This is a genomic window from bacterium, from assembly GCA_019637795.1.
Lineage (GTDB): Bacteria > Desulfobacterota > Binatia > HRBIN30 > CADEER01 > JAHBUY01.
Genome location: JAHBUY010000003.1, coordinates 733615 through 753405, shown reverse-complemented (window position 1 = coordinate 753405; position 19791 = coordinate 733615). Strand labels below are relative to the sequence as shown.

At 73.6% G+C, this 19791-nt stretch carries 19 protein-coding genes; 7 read left to right on the top strand and 12 right to left on the bottom strand.

The window, feature by feature from the left end:
- The first annotated feature begins 1 nt into the window (after position 1).
- A complete protein-coding gene (locus KF840_13195; GenBank protein ID MBX3025857.1) occupies positions 2-1849 on the top strand; it encodes a hypothetical protein in 1848 nt (615 codons plus the stop codon).
- A 24-nt stretch (positions 1850-1873) separates the two neighbouring features.
- Here the strand turns inward: KF840_13195 and KF840_13190 are convergent, their stop codons facing one another.
- From KF840_13190 to KF840_13160, 7 genes are all read right to left on the bottom strand, one after another.
- Positions 1874-2677, bottom strand: coding sequence for a transporter substrate-binding domain-containing protein (locus KF840_13190; protein ID MBX3025856.1), 804 nt, complete (start codon positions 2675-2677; stop codon positions 1874-1876).
- An 89-nt stretch (positions 2678-2766) separates the two neighbouring features.
- Positions 2767-3999 carry an ABC transporter permease gene (locus KF840_13185; protein MBX3025855.1) on the bottom strand — a complete coding sequence of 411 codons (1233 nt, stop codon included), beginning with the start codon at positions 3997-3999 and terminating at the stop codon, positions 2767-2769.
- Between the two features lie 73 nt (positions 4000-4072).
- Complete coding sequence (locus KF840_13180) at positions 4073-4798, bottom strand: ABC transporter ATP-binding protein (GenBank protein MBX3025854.1); 726 nt, start codon at positions 4796-4798, stop codon at positions 4073-4075.
- Positions 4799-4809: 11 nt separating this feature from the next.
- Entirely contained in the window at positions 4810-5994 is a 1185-nt protein-coding gene (locus tag KF840_13175) for an efflux RND transporter periplasmic adaptor subunit (GenBank protein MBX3025853.1), read from the bottom strand.
- Positions 5995-6137: 143 nt separating this feature from the next.
- Positions 6138-7235 (bottom strand): SGNH/GDSL hydrolase family protein, encoded by a 1098-nt coding sequence (locus KF840_13170; protein ID MBX3025852.1) that lies wholly within the window; start codon positions 7233-7235, stop codon positions 6138-6140.
- 52 nt (positions 7236-7287) lie between these two features.
- Positions 7288-8898 carry an apolipoprotein N-acyltransferase gene (lnt, locus tag KF840_13165; protein MBX3025851.1) on the bottom strand — a complete coding sequence of 537 codons (1611 nt, stop codon included), beginning with the start codon at positions 8896-8898 and terminating at the stop codon, positions 7288-7290.
- Between the two features lie 6 nt (positions 8899-8904).
- On the bottom strand, positions 8905-9645 hold the full coding sequence (locus KF840_13160; GenBank protein ID MBX3025850.1) for a hypothetical protein: 741 nt from the start codon (positions 9643-9645) through the stop codon (positions 8905-8907).
- 41 nt (positions 9646-9686) lie between these two features.
- On the opposite strand from KF840_13160, the gene arsC reads away from it, so the two are divergent.
- The gene (gene arsC, locus KF840_13155; GenBank protein ID MBX3025849.1) at positions 9687-10037 is read left to right on the top strand and encodes an arsenate reductase (glutaredoxin); all 351 of its coding nucleotides are present in this window, start codon (positions 9687-9689) and stop codon (positions 10035-10037) included.
- Between the two features lie 26 nt (positions 10038-10063).
- Here the strand turns inward: arsC and KF840_13150 are convergent, their stop codons facing one another.
- Positions 10064-11302 carry a hypothetical protein gene (locus tag KF840_13150; GenBank protein MBX3025848.1) on the bottom strand — a complete coding sequence of 413 codons (1239 nt, stop codon included), beginning with the start codon at positions 11300-11302 and terminating at the stop codon, positions 10064-10066.
- Between the two features lie 162 nt (positions 11303-11464).
- Between KF840_13150 and KF840_13145 the strand changes: the two genes are divergently transcribed.
- Both KF840_13145 and KF840_13140 read left to right on the top strand, forming a co-directional pair.
- Positions 11465-12268 (top strand): enoyl-CoA hydratase/isomerase family protein, encoded by an 804-nt coding sequence (locus KF840_13145; protein ID MBX3025847.1) that lies wholly within the window; start codon positions 11465-11467, stop codon positions 12266-12268.
- Between the two features lie 110 nt (positions 12269-12378).
- Positions 12379-13266 carry a HupE/UreJ family protein gene (locus KF840_13140; GenBank protein ID MBX3025846.1) on the top strand — a complete coding sequence of 296 codons (888 nt, stop codon included), beginning with the start codon at positions 12379-12381 and terminating at the stop codon, positions 13264-13266.
- Positions 13267-13273: 7 nt separating this feature from the next.
- Here the strand turns inward: KF840_13140 and KF840_13135 are convergent, their stop codons facing one another.
- The 3 genes from KF840_13135 to KF840_13125 all read right to left on the bottom strand — a co-directional run bounded on the left by KF840_13135 (position 13274) and on the right by KF840_13125 (position 14671).
- The gene (locus tag KF840_13135) at positions 13274-13717 is read right to left on the bottom strand and encodes a host attachment protein (GenBank protein MBX3025845.1); all 444 of its coding nucleotides are present in this window, start codon (positions 13715-13717) and stop codon (positions 13274-13276) included.
- A 15-nt stretch (positions 13718-13732) separates the two neighbouring features.
- Positions 13733-14083 carry a TraR/DksA C4-type zinc finger protein gene (locus KF840_13130; GenBank protein ID MBX3025844.1) on the bottom strand — a complete coding sequence of 117 codons (351 nt, stop codon included), beginning with the start codon at positions 14081-14083 and terminating at the stop codon, positions 13733-13735.
- A 141-nt stretch (positions 14084-14224) separates the two neighbouring features.
- Positions 14225-14671 (bottom strand): helix-turn-helix transcriptional regulator, encoded by a 447-nt coding sequence (locus KF840_13125; GenBank protein ID MBX3025843.1) that lies wholly within the window; start codon positions 14669-14671, stop codon positions 14225-14227.
- Positions 14672-14777: 106 nt separating this feature from the next.
- Here KF840_13125 and KF840_13120 point away from each other — a divergent pair, with 106 nt between their 5' ends.
- Genes KF840_13120 through KF840_13110 form a run of 3 tightly spaced genes read left to right on the top strand, consistent with a single transcriptional unit; the run spans position 14778 to position 18477 of the window.
- Positions 14778-17126, top strand: a complete 2349-nt coding sequence (locus tag KF840_13120) for a molybdopterin-dependent oxidoreductase (protein MBX3025842.1) — start codon at positions 14778-14780, stop codon at positions 17124-17126.
- A 50-nt stretch (positions 17127-17176) separates the two neighbouring features.
- Positions 17177-17761 (top strand): 2-hydroxychromene-2-carboxylate isomerase, encoded by a 585-nt coding sequence (locus KF840_13115; GenBank protein MBX3025841.1) that lies wholly within the window; start codon positions 17177-17179, stop codon positions 17759-17761.
- Positions 17758-18477: an SDR family NAD(P)-dependent oxidoreductase gene (locus tag KF840_13110; protein ID MBX3025840.1), complete on the top strand. Its 720-nt coding sequence runs from the start codon at positions 17758-17760 to the stop codon at positions 18475-18477. The genes KF840_13115 and KF840_13110 overlap by 4 nt, the downstream gene beginning before the upstream one ends.
- A 37-nt stretch (positions 18478-18514) precedes the next feature.
- Here KF840_13110 and KF840_13105 read toward each other — a convergent pair whose 3' ends face one another.
- Positions 18515-19618, bottom strand: coding sequence for a TIGR04053 family radical SAM/SPASM domain-containing protein (locus KF840_13105; protein MBX3025839.1), 1104 nt, complete (start codon positions 19616-19618; stop codon positions 18515-18517).
- Between the last annotated feature and the right edge of the window lie 173 nt (positions 19619-19791).

Sequence of the window (19791 nt, the reverse complement as noted above, 5' to 3'; positions counted from 1 at the left end):
CATGCGCCGCGGGGCGGTCGCCGCCGCCGCGCTGGTCGCGCTGCTCGGGGCGGCACGGCCGGCGGGCGGCGCGGCGCTGGACTACCTCTACGTCGAGGCCAACGAGGGCGGCTCGAGCGGCGGCCACGTCGCGCTCGGCATCGGCGACGACGTCTACCACTTCCAGCAGGACGACGGCGGCGTGCTCGCGCTGCGCCGCGATCCGCGGCCGGTGTTCCGGCTGCGCTACACGCTGCTGCAGAACCGGCCGGTGCACCTGATCCGCCTCGCCGCCGACGATGCCGCCGCCGAGCGGGTGCGCGCCGCGTTCGCCGAGCGGCTGCTGATCGAGGAGAGCGAGCGCCGGCGCGCGGCGGCGCTCGCCGACGACGTCCGCCTGTTCGACCTCGCCGCCGAGGCGCCGGCGGCCGCCGCCTGGCCGGTGCGCGCCGCCGGCTACTTCCTGCCCGACGGCTTCGCCGCCGGCGGCGACGCGGCCGGGGTGTCGCCCGCGCTCGTCGCGCTGCGCGAGCGCGTCGGCGTCGCCGCCCTGACCGCCCGCCTGTCGGCGCTGCGCGCCGCGCTCGCCGCGCTGCCGCTGCTCCCCGCTTCGCCGCCGCCCGCCGGCGCGCTGGATGTCGGCCCGCCGACCGCGGCGACGCGATTCGGCGAGCTGCTCGAACAGATCACCGCCCTCGAGGTCCTGCTGGCGGCGCCGGCGCTCCGCCGCGACGCGCTGGTCGCCGCTCCCGACCCTCTGTCGACGGCCGAGCGCGAGGCCCTGCGCGCGTATGCGTCGGACAGCGCGGCGGCGCTCGCCGCGGTGCCGTTCTCGAGCCGGCCCGATTGGGGGTGGACGATGCTCCTCGGTCTGGCGCGCCTCGTCGCCGTCGAGCGCTCGCTCGCCGACGGCCGCCTGCTGGTGCTCGACGGCTGGCCGTCCGATGCGGCGCAGCCACCGCTGCCGGCCGGCGGGCAGCGCGACGCCTACTTCGCCGCGCTGGCCGACCACGGTGCCGTGGCGCTGAGCCAGCGGCGGCGCTCCTGTCTCGGCGCCGCGCGCTGCGGCGAGGCGAGCTACACCCGCCTCGAGACCGCCGCCAACCGCGCCGCCGACGTGGCCGCGGCGCGCGCCGCGGCGCGACCAGCGCGCGTCGCGCCCGACCCGCTGCTGCCGGCGCGCCCGGCGCTGCGCCGCGATCTGGTCGTCGCGCTGCCGCCGCCGGCGGAGGCCGCGCGCCGCCGCGCCGTGGCCGTCGCGGCGGCGGCCGCCTATCGCGACGCGGTGCGCGGCTGGCGCGGCTACCAGCTCGTCACCCGCAACTGCGTCACCGAGCTCTTCGCGGTGGCCGAGTCGGCGAGCGGCGTCGCCGGCGACCGCCTCGCGGCGCAGCGGGCGACGCTGGGTAGCGCCGTGCCGCGCCGGCCCTGGAACGCGATCCCGTTCGTCGCCGCCGCGGCGGTCGACGACAGCCCGCGGGTCGTCGCCCGCGACACGTGGCCGTCGTACCACCAGCAGGCCCGGGACCGCCGGCTGCGCGACGCCCCGACGCTGGCGACGTGGCTGGCCGAGCGCACGGTGTTCGGCGCCGCCGACTATCGGCCGGGGCCGACCGATTCCACCTTCCTCTTCTTCACCGACGACGCGGTCGCGGCGCGGCCGCTGTTCGGCGGCGCCAACCTCGCGGTCGCGAGCGCCAACGCGCTGCTCGGACTCCTCACCTGGCCAGCGGACCGCGGCGAACGCCTGCGGGCCGGCGCCCGCGGCGCCCTCTTCAGCCTCCCGGAGCTGGCCTTCGTCAACATCCGCAAGGGCAGCACGGCCTGGCTGACCGTGGACGAAGTGCGCGCGCTGACGCCCGCGCCGTGATGCCGGCGACCCGCGGGGGGATCGTTACTGCGGCTTCACCTCGATCGAGGTCTTCTTGACCGTGATCCAGTCGTCGATCACGTCGTCGAGCGTGCCGTCCTTCTTCCACTGCGCCAGCACCGTGTTGAGCTGCGCCAGCAGCTCCGGGTTGTCCTTCGGCACCGCCCAGGCGAGTTGCTCGGTGGTCAGCGGTCGGTAGATGCCCTTGAGCTTCGGGTGCGCGTTCATGATGCCGCCGGTCACCCGCCACACCGCTGGCGCGTCCTGGATGAAGAAGTCGATCTGATCGTCCTCGAGCGCCGCCACGCCCTCGTCGGTGTTGGTGTAGCCGTGCAGCTTCGCCTTCTTGAGGTGCGCCCGCGCCCACTGCTCGCCGGTGGTGCGCGACACGTATCCGACGCGCGACTTCGGGCGGTCCATCGCCTTGGGGTCGCGCAGCGCGGGGTAGTCGGCGGCGCGCACGATCACCATCTGGCCGACCGTCAGGTACGGGTCGGTGAAGTTGACCTTCTGCTTGCGCTCCTCGGTGATCGACGTGCCCGACATCACCATGTCGATCTTCTTCTTCTCCAGGGCCGGGCCCAGCTTCTCCCACTCGAGTTGGACGATCTCGATCTTGCGGCCGAGAGCGCCGCCGAGGCGCTTGGCGAAGTCCACCTCGATGCCCTTGAGCTGCCCGTCCGATTTGAACGCCAGGGGCGGGTAGTTCGGCGCCATGCCGATGCGCAGCGGCGGCGGCTCGTCGGCGGCGGCCGGCATCCCCAGCAGCAGGGTCACGGCCAGCGCGGCGCCTCTCAGGACTCGGCTGCTCCACCTCGCGTCGTGCATCGTCTCCTCCGCTCCGCCGCGCGGCGGGCGCGGCCCGAGCTTTGTTGCAGGGCGGTCCGGCGCCGTCAATCGGGTCTCCGGCGCCGGCGTCACTCCCAGCGCAGCGCGACGATCGGGTCGAGGCGCGACGCCTTGCGTGCCGGGTAGAAGCCGAAGAACACGCCGACGACGGCGGCGAAGAGCAGGGCGCCGGCGATGGCGTCCGGCGCCAGCAGCACCGGCCAGCCGGCAAGCGTGCCGATCAGCGCCGCGGCGCCGACGCCGAGCGCGACGCCGAGCACGCCGCCGACCGCGGCCAGCGCCACCGCCTCGACGAGGAACTGCAGCAGGATGTGGCGCGCCTTGGCGCCGACGGCCATGCGGATGCCGATCTCGCGCGTCCGTTCGGTGACCGAGACGAGCAGGATGTTCATGATGCCGATGCCGCCGACCAGCAGCGAGATCGAGGCGACGGCGAGCAGCAGGTTGTTCATCACCTGGCCCGCCATCCGCGAGGCGCGCGCGAACTCCTCCAGGCTGCGGACGGTGAAGTCGTCCTCCGCGTCGGGGGGGATGCGATGCCGCTGCCGCAGCACCGAGGCGATCTGGGCGCGCGCCTCGTCCATGTCCTCCGCCGTGGCGGCGCTCGCCTGGATCATGTCGACCGTGCCGACCAGCGCGCTGCCGAGAACCCGTCGCTCGGCGGTGCGAAAGGGGACGAACACGACGTCGTCCTGGTCCTGGCCCCACATCGTCTGTCCGACCGGTTCGAGAATGCCGACGATGCGGAAGGGCACGTTGCGGATGCGAAGCATGGCGCCGATCGGCTCCTGGCCGGGGCCGAAGAGCTGGTCGATCACGGTGCGGCCGACCAGCGCGACGCGGTGCGCCGCCGCCTCGTCGCGATCGTCGTAACCGACGCCCGACGCGATGGCCCATGGGCGCACGGCGAAGTACGACGGCGGCGCGCCCTGGACGGCGGTCGACCAGTTCCTGTCGCCCGCCACCACCTGCGCGATGTCGCGCCGGAAGTAGGAGACCGCCGCGAGCGCTGGCACGTGGGCGCGCAGCGCCTCGGCGTCGGCGACCGTGAGCGTCGACGCTCCGCCCCAGCCCGAGCGCACGCCGGCGGCGGTGGTCGCGCCAGGCACCACCATCAGCAGATTCGTCCCCAGACTCTGGATCTGCGTCTGCACCGCCGTGTCGGCGCCGCGCCCGATGCTGACCATGGCGATCACCGCCGCGACCCCGATGACGATGCCGAGCGTCGTCAACGTCGACCGCAACGGGTTGCGGCGCAGCGCCCGCAGCGCCGCGACCGTGGTCATGCGCAGCAGCTTCATGGGTGCACGCGCCTCGCCGCGCAGGCACGGCGCCGCCGCGCGCGGCATGCGCGCAGCGCGGGGTCGATGCGCGTCACGACCACTCGGCCCTCTCGGGGTCTCCGTGTCCTCGTGGTGGGCGCTTCTGGCCCACGTCGCTGACGATCGCGCCGTCGCGGAAGGTGATCACCCGCTCCGCCCATTCGGCGACCTCGGCTTCGTGGGTGACCAGGATCACGGTGAGCGCCTGTTCGCGGTGCAGGCGGGCGACCAGGCGCATGATCTCGGTGGTGGTCTGGGTGTCGAGATTGCCGGTCGGCTCGTCGGCGAGCAGCAGCGAGGGCTGGTTCACCAGGGCGCGGGCGATGGCGACCCGCTGCTGCTGGCCGCCGGAGAGCTGGTTCGGCAGGTGGTGGGCGCGCTCCGCCAGGCCGACGGCGGCGAGCGCGGCGAGCGCCCGCGGCCGCTGCTCGGCGAGCGGCAGGTCGCCGTAGACCAGCGGCAGCTCGACGTTCTCCAGCGCGCTGGTGCGCGGCAGCAGGTTGAAGCTCTGGAAGACGAAGCCGATGCGGCGGTTGCGGAGCGCGGCGCGCTGGTCGGCGGAGAGGGTGCCGGTGTCGATGCCGGCGAGGCGCACCTGGCCACGGGTCGGCCGGTCGAGACAGCCGAGCAGGTTCATCAGCGTCGATTTGCCCGAGCCGGACGCCCCCATGATGGCGACGAGCTCGCCGGCCCCGATGTCCAGATCGACGCCGCGCAGCGCCGCCACCTCGAGATCGCCGAGGGCGTAGATCTTCCAGACGTCGCGCAGCGCGACCAGCGGCTCGGCCATCAGCGGTAGCGCGGCACGCCGGGGATGCGCGGGCCCTCGCGCGGGCCGACCGCCCGGTCGAGCGCCAGGGCGACGACGTCGCCGGGCGCCAGGTCGCCCTCCGCGATCGCGACGTGGGTGTCGTCGCGCACGCCGGTCCGCACCGGCACCCACGCCAGGGCGCGGCCGGCGTCGAGCCGCCAGACGCCGTCGCCGCGCCGCCGCTCGCCCTCGCCCGGCGGCGTGAACGTCAGCGCCCGCAGCGGCAGGCGCAGCGCGTCCGCGACGTGCGCCGTCTCGATCCGCACCGTCGCCGTCATGCCCGGCTTGAGCGCCAGGTCGGCATTGTCGACGCCGATCACCACGTCGTAGGTGACCACGTTCTGCACCGACGTCGGCGCGTTGCGCACCTGGGTGACGCGGCCGTGGAAGTCGCGCCCGGGATAGGCATCGACCGTGAAGATCACCGGCTGCCCGTCGCGCACGGCGCCGATGTCCGATTCGCTCACCGCCGCGTTCACCTGCATCTCGGTCAGGTTGCGGGCGATGAGGAACAGGGTGGGCGTCTGGAAGCTCGCGGCGACGGTCTGGCCGACGTCGACGCTGCGCGACACCACGACGCCGTCCACCGGCGAGGTGATGTCCGTGTAGGCGAGGTTGATGCGCGCCTCCTCCAACTCGGCCTGCGCCTGGCGCACGCCCGCCTGCTCGAGCGCGACGCGCGCCACCGCCTGCGCGTGCGCGCTGTGCGCTTCGTCGAGCTCGCTCTGCGCCACGACATTGGTGCCGAGCAGTCGGCGGGCGCGCTGGAGGTTGGTCGCCTTGAGCTCGAGGTCGGCCTTCGTCTGCGCCACCCGCGCCTGCGCCGTCGCCAGGTTGGCCTCGGCCCGCTGCACCTTCACCTGGAACGGCGCCGGGTCGATCTTCGCCACCCGCTGCCCCTTGCGGACCGGCGAGTTGAAGTCGACGTCGATCGCCTGGATCGGCCCCGACACGTAGGTGCCGACCTGCACGGTGGTGACCGGATTGACCTGGCCGGTGGCGGTGACCAGCGCCGTCACCGGCCCGCGCTCGACGGTCGCCGTGACGTAGGCGATCCCGGCGTCGTCGTTGCCGCGGCGCCAGTAGGCCCAGGCGGCGCCGGCCAGCAGCAGAACCGCCAACCCCAGGGCGATCGTGCGGCGGGAACGGGCGGAGGCGGCCATGGCCCGCCACGATACCAGATCGCGCCGCCCGCGCACGTGATCGATCGGCGGCGAGGTGGACGCCGGGCCCGCCTCGCCAGCGTGTCACAAAAGAAAGGGGCACGGCGCGCGCCGTGCCCCCGCTTCGTCGCGATGGCCGCGCGTCAGGGCGCCGCGGCGTTGAACGCCGACAGGGCCCAGCCCATGCGCTCGTGGCCGAGCTGGTTCCAGATCGGGTTCTTGCCGCCGACGATCTGGGTCGTGTAGTCCGGCGCGCCCGAGCCGCTGCCGGTGCCGCCGAGCAGGCCGACGTAGATCGTGCCGCCGCTGTACGTCGGGTGGGTGTCGTCCGACTGCAGGTAGTCGTAGCTGGTGCTGGCGGTGACGAAGTGCGTGTTCGCATCGCGGATCGTGGCGCGCAGCGTATTGCTGATGCGGGTCACGTACGCGTCCTCCGACTCGCCCTGCACGTAGCGCAGGGCCTCCGCGTCGACCTGGCCGTCGCCGTTCGCATCGTAGTCGGCGCCCATGTACTGGGCGAACGAGTCGGCGCACTTGAAGCCGTACGTGTTGGCGAAGTTGCACGCCCGCCAGTTGCTGCGCGCCAGGTAGGGCAGGAATTTGGTCTGCTTGTTGATCTTCTGCCCGGTACTCGGATCGTTGCAGCCGCTGAGCGCGTTGTCGGCGTTGTAGCCCGGGTAGTAGATGTTCGAGACCACCTTCACCGCCGCCGCCGGCGCGTACTGGTTGATCGCCTGCATCGCGAGCTGCTGGTAGGTCGTGCAGGTGGAGAGCGCGCTGTCGAGGACGCCGTAGTTGCAGGTGCCGCTCTGGCCGGCGAAGCTCGAGCGCGCCTGCAGGAAGTCGTTGCCGCACATCTCGAAGGTCACCACCCGGGTGTTGCTCGCCTGCATGTACGAGCGCTCGGAAACGATCTTGTTGTTGTAGATGTCGTCGGCCTTGGCGCCCGACTTGGTGCGGCGGATGACCTCGACGTCGGTGCCCCATTTCTGCGACAGGTATTCGCCGTCGACCCACGGCGCGGCGCGCTTGGCGACGCTCGACAACGAGCCGCGATAGCCGGCGTAGATCGAGTCGCCGTAGGCGACGACGCGATACGTCGTCGACGTGCCCGGGCGGTCGATCGTCCATGACGTGTTCTGCGTGATGGTGCTGGCTGCGGCGACGCTCCCCCAGGCGAGCGCGGCGGCGGGCACCGTGAGCAGCGCACGTGCCACGTGCCTCCTGAGCTCACGAACCATGGCTCCCCCCATTGTGAATGGGCCGCATGAGCGCGGCCGATTTGGACGCGCGCTACCACCGCCCCCCGGCGGTGGTCAACTGCGATGTGGGCGCTGGCGCGCCGGCGGCTCGGCGAGCGAAGAGGGCCGCCGCCAGGGCGGCCGCGGCGAGCAGCGCCGCGGCGCCGAACCAGTCGCCCCAGGCGAGCATCGGCGACCCCGGGCTCGGCCGCGCCACCACCGTGGCGGCGATCGTGCCGCGCTCGCCGACGCCGAGCTGATCGCGGAGCTCGCCGCTCGGGCTGACGACCGCCGAGATGCCGGTGTTGGTGGCGCGCACCTGCCAGAGCCGGGTCTCGATGCTGCGGAACGCCGACACCACCAGGTGGAGCCGCGGTCCGCCGCCGCTGGCGAACCAGGAGTCGTTCGACAGCGTCACCAGCAGCTCGGCGCCGGCGCGGGCGGCGCCGAGCGCCAGCAGCGGATTGACGGCGTCGTAACAGATCTGCGGCGCGATCCGCAGCGTCCGGCCGTCGGCGAGGCGCAGCGGCAGCACGGGGTCGCCGCGGCCCGGCCGCCAGGTGCCGAGCCAGGGCAGGGCGGCGCGGACCGCCGCATGGTCGAGCCAGGCGGGGACGCGTTCGGTGAACGGGAAGAGCTGCGCCTTGCGGTAGGTCGGGTTGGCGCCAGGCGCGTCCCCGGGCTCGAGCACGAAGGCGGCGTTGTACTCGCGGCCGTGCTCGACGTCGTACGAGCCGAAGACCAGTGGGACGCCGAAGCGTCGCACCGCGTCGGCGATCTCCTCGTCGAAGGCGGCGCCGTCGGCGCTCTTCGGGGCGCCGAACGTCGTCGGATAGACGGTCTCCGGCCACACCAGCAGGTCCGGCCGCGCCTCCGCCATCAGTTGCGCCGACAGCGACTCGTGCGCCTCGAGGATCAGGCGCACCGCGTCGTAGGTGCCGATCTCGGCCGCCAGGCGGTCGTAGTGGCTGAGGTCCGCCTGCACGATGCCGGCGCGCAGGGGCGTGCCGGCGTCGTCCGCGAGCTGCGCCAGCCGCAGCGCGCCATAGCCCCAGAGGCCGGCGGTCAGCAGCGCGATCCCTGCCAGCGGTGTCAGGGCGGCGCGCGAGCCGCGCCGTCGCCAGGCGGCGAGCAGCGCTTCGTTGGCGAGCAGCAGGACGAAGGTGAGGCCGGCGGCGCCGACCGCGTCGGCGGCCTGCCGCAGATGGTCGGCGGCGAGAAAGCCGTGGCCGAGGGTGTCGGCGAAGAGCTTCGGCAGCGCCCATTCGGCGCCGACATACGCGCAGGCCGCCAGCGCCGCGACGTGCCAGCGCGCGGCGCCGCGCCGCTGCGCCAGGTGGCGCGCCAGGGCGTGGACGATGAACTGCGGCTGCAGCAGCGGCGCGGTGAGCAGGACCACCGCCAGTCCGACGCCCCAGGGCGCGTTCGCGTAGCCGGCAATCGCGGCGATGAACCACCAGAACACGCCGAGGCTGAAGGCGACGCTCATCAGCCACCCGGCGGCGAGCGCGCCGCGGCGGCTGCGCAACGCGTCGAGCGCCGCGAGCCAGGGGATCAGCCCGATCCAGCCGAGCAGGAACCACGGCCAGGCGACGCGCGCGTAGAGCGCGAAGGCGACCGCGCTCGCCGTGGCGGCGCCCACCGTGCGGGCAACGCGCAGCACGCGGGGTCAGCGATCGGGATCGGCCGGCTCGAACTCGGCGCCGGGAGGCGGCGCTTCGATCAGGTCGACGTGCGTGGGCGGGATCTCGAGCCGCTGCCGCGGCATCCCGGGGGGCGCCAGCTCCGGCGGCACGACGAGATCGGCGGGCAGCTCGATCGCGCGGCCGGCGGCGTCGACCCAGTCGAAGTCGGGGTTGAACATCAGGATGGGTGGCAGCGGCGTGCCGTCGTCCGTGACCTGATGGTGGCGGACGTACCCCGGCGGCAGCGCGAAGTCGTCGGGCACGATGAGGCCGGGCTTGGGCGGGTTGGTGCCGGGCGGTGGAAAGAGGGCGATGCCGCTCGGCTCCGCGCCGCCGTCGGCGCCGCTGCCGTCCGGTGCCCCGGCGCGCGCCGGCGGCGGCGCGGTCTCGGTGTCGGTGGCGGCGCGCGGCGGCGGCGCGGGATTGCCGCGCGGTACGGGGCGCGCCGGTCGCCGGTCGTCGGCGGGATCGGACGCTGGACGTCTGCCGCCCGCGGGCGCGCCGGCGCCGGTCGGCGCGGCCGCTGCGGGACGATCGCGCCCCGCGGCGTCGCGGGCGCCGAGCGGCGGCCGCGCCAGGAGGAGGATGGCCAGCGCGACCAGGGCCAGCGCCGCGGTCACCAGCCAGACGCTGCCGCGGATCTGGTCGGGGCCGTCGGGGGGCTGGCGCGCCATCGCCGCGACCATAGTGACGCCGTCGCCGCCGGTGCAAGCCGCGCCCGCCATGGCGCGTTGCGGCGCGCCGGCGCTTGGTCTAGGGGCGACGCATGGAGCGCGTGACGATCTACCACAATCCCGCCTGCGGCAAGTCGCGCGGCGCCCTCGAGATTCTGCGCCAGCGCGCCGTGCCCTGCGACGTCGTCGAGTACCTGAAGCAACCGCTGGACCGCGCCACCTTCGAACGCATCCTGGCGTTGCTGCCCGATCCGCCGGCGGCGCTGGTGCGCAAGGACAAGCGCTTCGCCGAGCTCGGCCTGGACGCCGCCGCCCATACCAGCCGCGAGGCGGTCATCGACCTGCTGCTCGCTCACCCCGAATTGATGGAACGGCCGGTGATCATCCACGGGGAGCGCGCGGTCATCGCCCGCCCCTCGGAGAAGGTCCTCGACATCCTGTAGGCGAGCCCCGCCGGCTCGCCGGGGAATCAGAAGGACCCGCGGGTGACGGCGCGTTCGACGTCGACGACGACGCCGCCGGTGGGAATCGACGCGCGCCGCGGCATGCCGGCGGCGTCGAGGGTCGCCTGCACCGTCGACTGGCCGAACGACATCTCGCAGCGCTGCTCGGCGGCGTCGTCGCGCGGCAGGCAGCGCATCGTCGCCTCCACCGGCTCGAGCGGCGCGACGTCGGGCTCCCACTTCGGCAGCGACAGCGTGCCGCCGCCCGGCTTCTTGGCGATCAGGCGGGCGATGGCGAGGTCGTCGCGCAGCGGTTCGCCGGCGCGCAGCGTGCCGTCGAGCGCCTGGCCGCCGACCTCGCCGGCGATCGCGTAGGTGCCGTCGGCGGCGCGCGTCAGCTCGAGCGAGTGCAGGGTCTCGCCGCCGCGGATCGCGTCCGCCGAGGCGGCGGTGATGCGCCCCGCCGCATCGGCTACCGTCAGGCGCACCTGATCGAGCCCGACGACCTCGTTGCGCGAGCGCGGACCGATCACCACCGTGCGCTGCAGCGACAGCCAGCCGCCGTCGTCCTGGCGGTAGGCGCGGAGATCGCCGAAGCCGCAGTGCATCGCGCCGACGCGCGCCAGGTAGACCTCGAGATACTCCGGCTGCTCCTCGTCGGTCACCGGCGCGAAGCGCAGCGAGGCCAGCAGGCCGCTGAGCACCCGCTGCACGGTGGCGCGATAGCCGACGCCGACGTGGACGCAGCGCAGGGCGCCGACGCCGACCGGCGCCGCGAACAGCTTCCCCTGGTAGAACGCGTCGCTGCCGTCCTGCTTCGCCAGCCCCATCACGTCGACCAGCAGATACGGGCGGTCGCCGACCACCGAGGCGTCGATGCCGCTGATCTCCTGCTGCGAGGTGTCGGGGAAGAGCTTGCTCGAGGCCAGCGCGCCGAGGGTCGAGCCGATCGCCACCGGGCGCGCGGTGAGCCAGCAGCGGATCGGCGTTTCGGTGCCGATCGGCACGTCGATCTCGTACGAGGCGGTGCCGCTGCCGTCGTCCGGCTGGCGCGCGACGCGCGGCTGGCTGGCCGCTTCCACCTGCAGGCGCACCTGCCCGTCGTCCGAGGTCACCTCGCGCAGCGGCATCGTCGACGGAGCCTCGCGCTGCAGCGCCTCGCGCATCGACGGTCCGCCGGCGCGGCTGCTGCAGCCGAGCGCCAACGCGGCCAGACACGCCGTGCCCACGAGGACCACGAGACGGCCGTGCGCGCACCCCGTCATGGGGTCACCCTGCCACGCCGCCGGCCCTCGTGCGAGGGGGTTTCCCGGCCCGGCCGGCGTTTGCTCAGGGGCGCCGCCCGCTCCCGGAGGGACGCCAGGGGCGCCGTCGTTCGACGCCCCCGGCGATTGACTTCGCCGCGGCCTTCCCGCGATGGCAACGGCGTGTCCTACGTCCTCGTCGATCGGCCGCGGCCGCACGTCAGTCGCATCACCCTGAACCGTCCGGAGCGGATGAATGCCTTGTCCTTCGACACGGTCGGGCCGCTGTACGACGCGCTGCGCGCGGTGGCGGTGGACAACGACACCTGGGTGGTGGTGCTGACCGGCGCCGGCCGCGGGTTCTGCTCGGGGCTGGACCTCGAGGATCACGGAGTGCCGCCGGACTGCGACGGCCTGCCGATGTCGCGCATCGCCATCCGCGCCATGGAGCTCATGTCGAACGTCGTGCCGGCGATGCGCGCCATCCCGCAGCCGATCATCGCGGCGGTGAACGGCGCCGCCTACGGCGGCGGCATGTGCCTGATGCTCGGCGCCGACATCCGGCTGGCCGCGGCCTCGGCGCGCTTCCGCAGCGCCGGCATCACCAACGGCCTGACCGGCACCGAGCTGGGCGTGAGCTGGCTGCTGCCCCGTCTGGTCGGCGCCGCGCGCGCCTGGGACGTCATCCTCAGCGGCCGCGAGGTGGACGCCGCGGAAGCGGAGCGGATCGGCATGGTGTCGCGAGTGCTCCCCGACGACGCGCTGGGCGATGCCGCGCTCGAGCTCGCGGCGCAGATCTGCGGCTGGAGCCCGCACGGCGTCGCCATGACCAAGCGGGTGCTGTGGGCGAATCTCGAGACCGGCAGCCTGCAGGCGGCGATCGACCTGGAGAACCGCAACCAGCTCCTGGTGCGCCTGACGACGCAGAATCTGCAAGAGGCGATCAGCGCCCGCCGGCAGAAACGGCGGCCGCGCTTCGAGGACTGACGATTCGCCACCGGGGGCTCCTCGCGGTCGCGGCCGGCGCGGCGGCGCTGCTGGGCGCGCCGCCCGCCTTCGCGCATGCCCTGGCGCCGGCGCTGCTCGAGCTGCGCGAAGTGGCCGACGGGCAGTACGAGGTGCAGTTCAAGATCTCGGCGCTGCAGGCGCCGGGCAGCGAACCGGCGCCGCTGCTGCCCGCGAGCTGTCGCGCGCTCGGCCCGCCGGTGGCGGCGATGGACGGCGACGCGCTCGTCCGTCGCTGGCGCGTCACCTGCGGCGATCTCGTCGGCGCGCGCCTCGGCATCGCCGGTCTCGACGTCGCGCGCATCGACGGCCTGGTGCGCATCGCGTTCGCCGACGGTCGCGTCGTGCAGGAGGTGGTGCGCGGCGCGACGCCGACCGTGACCGTGCCGGCGCGCGCGGCGCCGCCGGCGATCGCGCGCCGCTTCCTGCGGCGCGGCGCCGTCGCCGTGCTCGGCGCCCTCGACCATCTCTTCTTCCTCGCCGGGCTGTTGCTGCTGGCGCGGACGCGCCGCCTGCGCTGGGAGACGGTCGGCGCGTTCCTGGTCGGCGTCAGCCTGGCCCTGCCGGCGGCGGTCTTCGGCGCCGTGCCGGGGGGGCGCGGCATCGCCCTGGCGATCGCCGTCAGCGTCTTCTGGTTGGCGGTGGAGCTGGCGCGCGACCGGGGGCGGCGGCCGACGCTGGTGCAGCGGCGACCGTACCTCATGGCCGGGGGGTTCGGCCTCGTGCACGGCCTCGGGCTCGCCGCCGATCTGCAGACCGGCGGCCTCCCCTCCGGCGAGGTGCCGCTGGCGGTGATCGCCTTCAACGGCGGCGTCGCCGGCGGCGTGCTGGCGTGCGTCGCGGTCTGGCTGGCCGGCGCCGCGGCGTTGCGCCGGCTCCCCATCGCCTGGCCGCGCTGGCTGCTGCAGGTGCCGCTCTATGCCATGGGGTCGCTCGCCGCGTTGTGGTGCTTCGAACGCGCGGCGGCGTTGGTTCGCTGAGCGGCGGCTACAGCAGGTCGGCGAGGCGCCCGGGCAGATCGCGGTCGGCGACGGCCGACAGATCCTCGTCGCGGCCGGGCGCGAGCAGGGCGCTCACCGGCTTGTCGAGCACGGCGCGCAGGTGGCCGAGGAAGCGCGGCGGCGCGACCAGCACCACGCGCTGCGGGTGGCGGGCGGTCACCGCGTCCGCGAGCGCCGCCGCGAGCTGCCGGGCGAACACCTCGGCCTCGACCTCGTGCGGCGAGGTCTTGGGATCGGCGCCCGAGCGGCGGCCGTCGGCGGTGCTCTGATGGACGCGTCCGGGGCGATCGGTGAGGATGTCCCGATCGTGCACCGCGCCGCGCGGGTGGTCGAAGGCCTCGAGCAGCTCCCAGGAGGGGCGGCTGCGGTGGGCGGCGAAGAGCCGGGCGCGGGCGCTGTCGGCGACGAGTACCAGGGTCTCGACGGTCATGATCGACTCCATCGGTCAGCGGTTGCGCCGCAGATCCTCGCGGTCGGCGGCGCAGGTGACGCAGATGTCGGTGGTCGGCAGGGCGCGGAGACGCGCCTCGGGTATCGGCTGCCGACAGGTCCGGCAGATGTCGCCCTCGCGGCGTTCGATGCGATCGAGGGCCGTCTCGATGGCCGTCAGCTCGTCGCGGTCGTGCTGGTCGAGCCGCGCCGCGAGCTGCGCCAGCATCTCGTCCTGTCCCGCCTCGACCAGCTCCGGCTCGACGTCGCTGTCGAGCCACCGCAGATCGTCCTCGAGCCGCGCCACCTGCCGCAGCAGACGGCGCCGCCGCTCGAGCAGGTCGTGCTTCCTCTCGTCGTAGGACATCTCGACCTCCGCGGTGATTGTAGCGCACCCGGTTGTCCCGCCTAGTCGAGGCGAGGGCGAGCGACGAGAATCGCGTCGGCGGTCGGCGCATGCGATGCCCGGGCCGGCGCCCGACGCTCGCTCGGGATCGGTGGCCGACGCTCAGCGTTCGCGCAGCGCCGGCGTCAGGTCGCGGGGGCCGATCGGGTCGCCGCATTCGGGGCAGACCAGGGTCGGGTGCATGACGTGGCCGCAGGCCTTGTGCCGCAGGCGCAGCGGCGGGCCGGCGTCGTCGGCCATCCAGCGATCGCCCCAGCGCAGCAGGGAGACGATGACCGGGTGCAGCTCGAGACCCTTCTCGGTCAGCCGATACTCGTCGCGCGCCGGCTTCTCCTGGTAGCGGACCTTCTCGAGGATGCCGGCCTCGACCAGCTTGCGCAGCCGGTCGGCGAGCAGATGCCGGGTGACGCCGAGCTGGCGCTGGAAGTCCTCGAAGCGACGGGTGCGCAGGAACGCGTCGCGCAGGATCAGAAGCGTCCAGCGATCGCCGATCACCGACAGCGTCCGCGCCACCGAGCACGGCATCCCTCTGATCTCGTCCCAGCGCACCCCTGCTTCACTACACGAAGTGCTTGCGTTCTGAAAGAGAACGAATTAGTTCCGTTCTGGAACTGACGCTGAGGCCAGCGAGGCCCCCACCCTCTGGAGGAGCGAGATGTCGAGCCGAGCCGTCGACCCATCGATCTCGAAAACGCCGCTGCCCACCGATGCCACCGATCTCGCCACGGTCTGCGTGCTGTGCAGCCACAACTGCGGCCTGCGGGTCGACGTCGCCGGCGGCCGGATCGCCGACGTGCGCGCCGACGCGTCGAATCCGATCACGCACGGTTACATCTGCAACAAGGGCTTCTCGATTCGCCACTACGTCGAGCACGCGCAGCGCGTCCAGCATCCGTTGAAGCGCCAGCCCGACGGCGGCTTCGCGCGCATCTCGTGGGAGCAGGCGATCACCGAGATCGCCGCCCGCCTCGGGGCCATCCGCGAGGCGCACTCGCCGCGCGCCATCGGCCTGGTCGGCATCGGTGGCCAGGCGAATCACATGGACGCGCCGTACGGCCTCACCTTTCTCACCGCGCTCGGCTCCAAGCGCTGGTTCAATGCCTTCGCGCAGGAGAAGACGCAGCACTTCCTGATCGATCAGTGGATGTTCGACGCGCCGCCGTCGACCTTCTTCCACCCCGACATCGAGCAGACGCGCTTCCTGCTCATGCTCGGCACCAACCCCAAGATCTCCAACCGCGGTCACAACGCCACCGAGACGTTCAAGGCGCTCGCCGCCAACCCCCGGCAGACGGTGGTGGTGCTCGACCCACGCGACACCGAGACGACGCGCACCGCCGATCGCCACCTGCGCATCACGCCCGGCTCCGACGCCTACGTGCTGCTCGGCATGGCGGCGGCGATCGTCGCCAGCGAGGGATTGGTCGACGCGCGCGTCGTCGCCGAGCAGACGGTCGGCTTCGAGCCGCTGCGGCAGGCGCTGGCCCAGGTCGACATCGACGAGATGGCGCGCCGCGCCGGCATCGCGCCCGCCGAGCTGCTGCGCCTGGCGCGCGAGTACGCGGAGGCGGAGTCGGCGGCGATCATGTTCGACCTCGCCGTCGAGCACAATCTCTTCTCGACCCTGACCTCGTACCTGATCCACGTCCTCGCCGTGATCACCGGCAACGCCGGCCGCCGCGGCGGCAACGTGTTCTACGAAGCGCTCTCGCCGCCCGACCACAGCCCGAAGCGACACGCCGAGCCGGAGCGCGCGCTCGCCTCCGGCATCCCCGCGATCAGCGCCCTCGGCGGCTACGGGATGTTCTCGCCGTCGCTGGTTCCGGAGGAGGTGCTGCTCGATCACCCGCAGCGTCTGCGGGCGCTCATCGTCGAGGGCGCCAATCCGCTGCTCTCGTTCTCCGACACGGCGCGCTGGCGCGAGGCGCGCGAGCGGCTCGATCTCCTGGTGGTGATCGAGCCGGCGATGACCGAGACGGCGCAGCTCGCCGACTACGTCCTGCCGACCCCGGTCGGCTACGAGAAGTGGGAGATCGCCGGATTCCCCAAGGGCTACCCGCAGATCTACGCGCAGCTCCGGCCGCCGGTGGTGCCCGGCCCGCCCGAGGCGCTGCCCGAGCCGGAGATCTACGTCCGCCTCGCCGAGGCCATGCGCCTGGTGCCGCCGCCGCCGCCCGAGCTGACGGCGCTCGCCGCCGGCGCGCTCGAACCGGAGGGCGCCGCGGCCTATCTCGGCGCCGCCATGCAGGCCGCCGGCGGCAGCCAGGCGCACCTGCTGTTCTGGGGCTATCGCACACTCGGCCCGCATCTGCCGTCGCCGGCCCTGACGGCGGTGTGGGCGCAGGTGCACGCCAATGCCTTCGTCCGCCTCGAGTCGCTGCTGCGCACGCTCGGCGAGGAGTGGCGCCCGCGCGGCCCGTTCGCCGTCGCGCACGAGATCTTCCGCCGCATTCTCGTCCATCCCGAGGGGGTGGAGATCGGCCGCGTCGATCCCGAGCGCGGTCTCGCCGACATCATCGGCTTCGACGACAAGAAGATCCGCCTGGCGCCACCGCCGATGCTGGACGAGATCGGCCGCGCGGCGCGCACCGACCGGCCGCGCGATCCGCGGTTCCCGCTCGTCCTCGCCGCCGGCCTGCGCACGCAGTGGACGGCGAACACCATTCAGCGCGACCCGGCCTGGCGCAAGGGGCGCGGGCCGCACTGCGCCCTCAACCTCAGCCCCGCCGATGCCGCCGCGCTCGGCATCGCCGGCGGCGATCGCGTCCGCCTGGTCACCAAACGCGGCGCCCTCGAGCTGCCGGCCGCGATCGACAAACGCCTGCAGCCCGGCCACGTCTGGGTCCCGAACGGTTTCGGCGCCCGTTATCCGAAGGACGGCACCGGCGAGCTCGAGACCATCGGCGTGAACCTCAACGAGATCACCGCCAGCGACGAGCGCGATCCGTTCACCGGGTGTCCGATGCACAAGTACACGCTCTGCCGCGTCGAGCGCTGCGAGTGAGCCAGCCCTCGGGATCACCCCATTCCCACCCCAGCGCGAGGATTCCGCCGATGCCCCGCCTCGAATACTTCTTCGACTACGTCAGCCCCTTCGCCTATCTCGCCGATACGCAGTTGCCGGCGCTGCGCGACCGCACCGGCGCCGAGATCGTCTACCGCCCGTTCTTCCTCGGCGGCGTCATGCAGGCGTCGAAGAACGCGCCGCCGATCAGTGTGCCCAACAAGGGCCGCTACATGTTCACCGAGATCCAGCGCTGGGCGCGCCGCTACGGCGTGCCCGCCAATCCCAATCCGCACTTTCCGGTCAACACCCTGGGCGCGATGCGGGCCGCCGTCGCGGCGCTCGACGTGCCGGGATTCGCCGACTTCCACCGCGCGATGTTCCGCGCCGTCTGGGTGGACGGCCGCAATCTCGCCGACGAAGCGGTCTTGCGCGCCGCCATCGAGGACGCCGGGCTCGACGCCGCGCGCCTGCTCGAGCGCGCCAGGGACCCGGCGGTGAAGGCGCTGCTGAAGCGGAACGGCGACGAGGCGGTGGAGCGCGGCGCCTTCGGCGCGCCCACCTTCTTCGTCGGCGACGAGATGTTCTGGGGCAACGATCGCCTCGATTTCGTCGAGGAGGCGCTGCGCGCGTGAGCGTCGCCCTGATCGCCGGCGCCGGCGACGGGCTCGGCGGCGCCATCGCCCGCCGCTTCGGCCGCGCCGGCTACCACGCCTGCGTCGTCCGCCGCGACCGCGACAAGCTGGCGCCCCTGTGCGCGGCGATCACGGCCGCCGGCGGCGCGGCGACCGCCTTCGGCGTCGACGCCCGCAGGGAGGACGACGTCATCGCCCTCTTCGACGCCGTCGAGCGCGACGTCGGGCCGATCGACGTGGTGGTGCACAACATCGGCGCCAACGTCTGGTTCCCGATCCGCGAGATGACGGTGCGCACCTTCACCAAAGTCTGGGAGATGGCCTGCCTGTCGGGATTCCTGGTCGGCCGCGAGGCGGCGCGCCGCATGGGGCCACGCGGCCGCGGCACCATCCTCTTCACCGGCGCCACGGCGAGCCTGCGCGGGCGCGCCCAGTTCGCCGCCTTCGCCGGCGCCAAGCACGCCCTGCGGGCGCTGGCCCAGAGCATGGCGCGCGAGCTCGGCCCGGAGGGCATCCACGTCGCCCACGTCGTCATCGACGGCCCGATCGACATGCCGTGGATTCGCGAGCGATTCCCCGACCTGGCGCGCTCGCGCCCCGCCGACGGCCTCCTCCGCCCCGACGACATCGCCGAGACCTACTTCGCCCTGCACCAGCAGCCGCGCAGCGCCTGGACGTTCGAGATCGACCTTCGCCCCTGGGTCGAGCCCTGGTGAGCGCGCCGGACGCCGCCCCGCCGGCGACTCGCTGCGGCTACGACGCCGGTTGGTACGAGCACCAGGGGTCGCTGGCGAGGTGGTTGCCGGTCAACGCGTAGGCGCGCGAGCGCGAGCCGCCGCAGATGCCGCGATACTCGCAGCGCCCGCAGCGGCCGAGCAGCCGGTCGGGATCGCGCAGCTCGCGGAAGAGCGGCGCGTCGCGGTAGATCGCGGACAGGCGCTGCGCGCGGACGTTGCCCGCGGCGAGCGGCAGGAAGCCGCTGGGGAAGACGGTGCCGTCGTGGGCGACGAAGGCGAAGCCGTTGCCGGCGTTGACCCCGCGGGTCGCCAGCCCGACGGTATGGCCGGGTCCTTCGGAGCGCTGGAGCAGGCTCGGCAGCGCGGCGCCGGCGCGATGGTGCTCGCCGTTCGCGTGCTCGCGCTGGGCGACGTAGCGGCGGTAGTGCGGCGCCTCCGTGATCTTGACCACGAACCCGGCCCGCCGCTGCACCTGGTGCAGGATGGCGAACAGATCCTCGCACTGCGCCGGCGTCAGGCCGCCGAGGCGCTCGCCGCGGCCCATCGGCACGAGGAAGAACACCTCCCAGAAGACGATTCCCAGGCGTTCGACGAGCGCCGCCATCTCCGACAGGTAGGGCGCCGAGCGGCCGCACAGCGTGGTGTTGATCTGCAGCGGCAGTCCGGCGCGATGCGCCCACTCGACCGCCTCCATGGTGCGCGCGAAGGCGCCCGGCACGCCGCGGAACTCGTCGTGCAGCTCGCGGCGGGGGAAGTCGAGGCTGAGCGCCATCTGGTCGAGCCCGGCGCCCCGCAGGTCGCCGACCAGCGACTCGGTCAGCCGCGCCGTCGCGGCCGGAATCGTTCCCATGCGCAGCCCGCGCCGCTTGCCGTGGCGGATCAGCTCCAGGAGATCCGGCCGCTTCACGGGATCGCCGCCGCTGAGGATGCAGACCGGGGTGCCCATGTCGGCGACGTCGTCGAGCAGCGCCACGCCCTCGGCGGTGCTCAGCTCGGCCGGGTGTCGCAGCGGCTGCGCCGCGGCCCGGCAGTGCGTGCAGGACAGATCGCAGGCCTGCGTGGTCTCCCAGATCACCAGGAACGGCGCGAGCGCGAAGTCGACGGACAAACCCGGGTGCATACGACCTCCTCGATGATACCTTCGCAGTCGGCTGGGCTCCGGCAAGCGGCGGAAGGCGGTCGCGATGGCCATGCCCGGAGTGCGAGGCCGACCAGCCGGTTCTGGCGGGCGCGCGGCCTGGCGGCCGCGGATCGCCTTGACACGTTTGTTTTGCTCATCGAGTGTGAACGCAT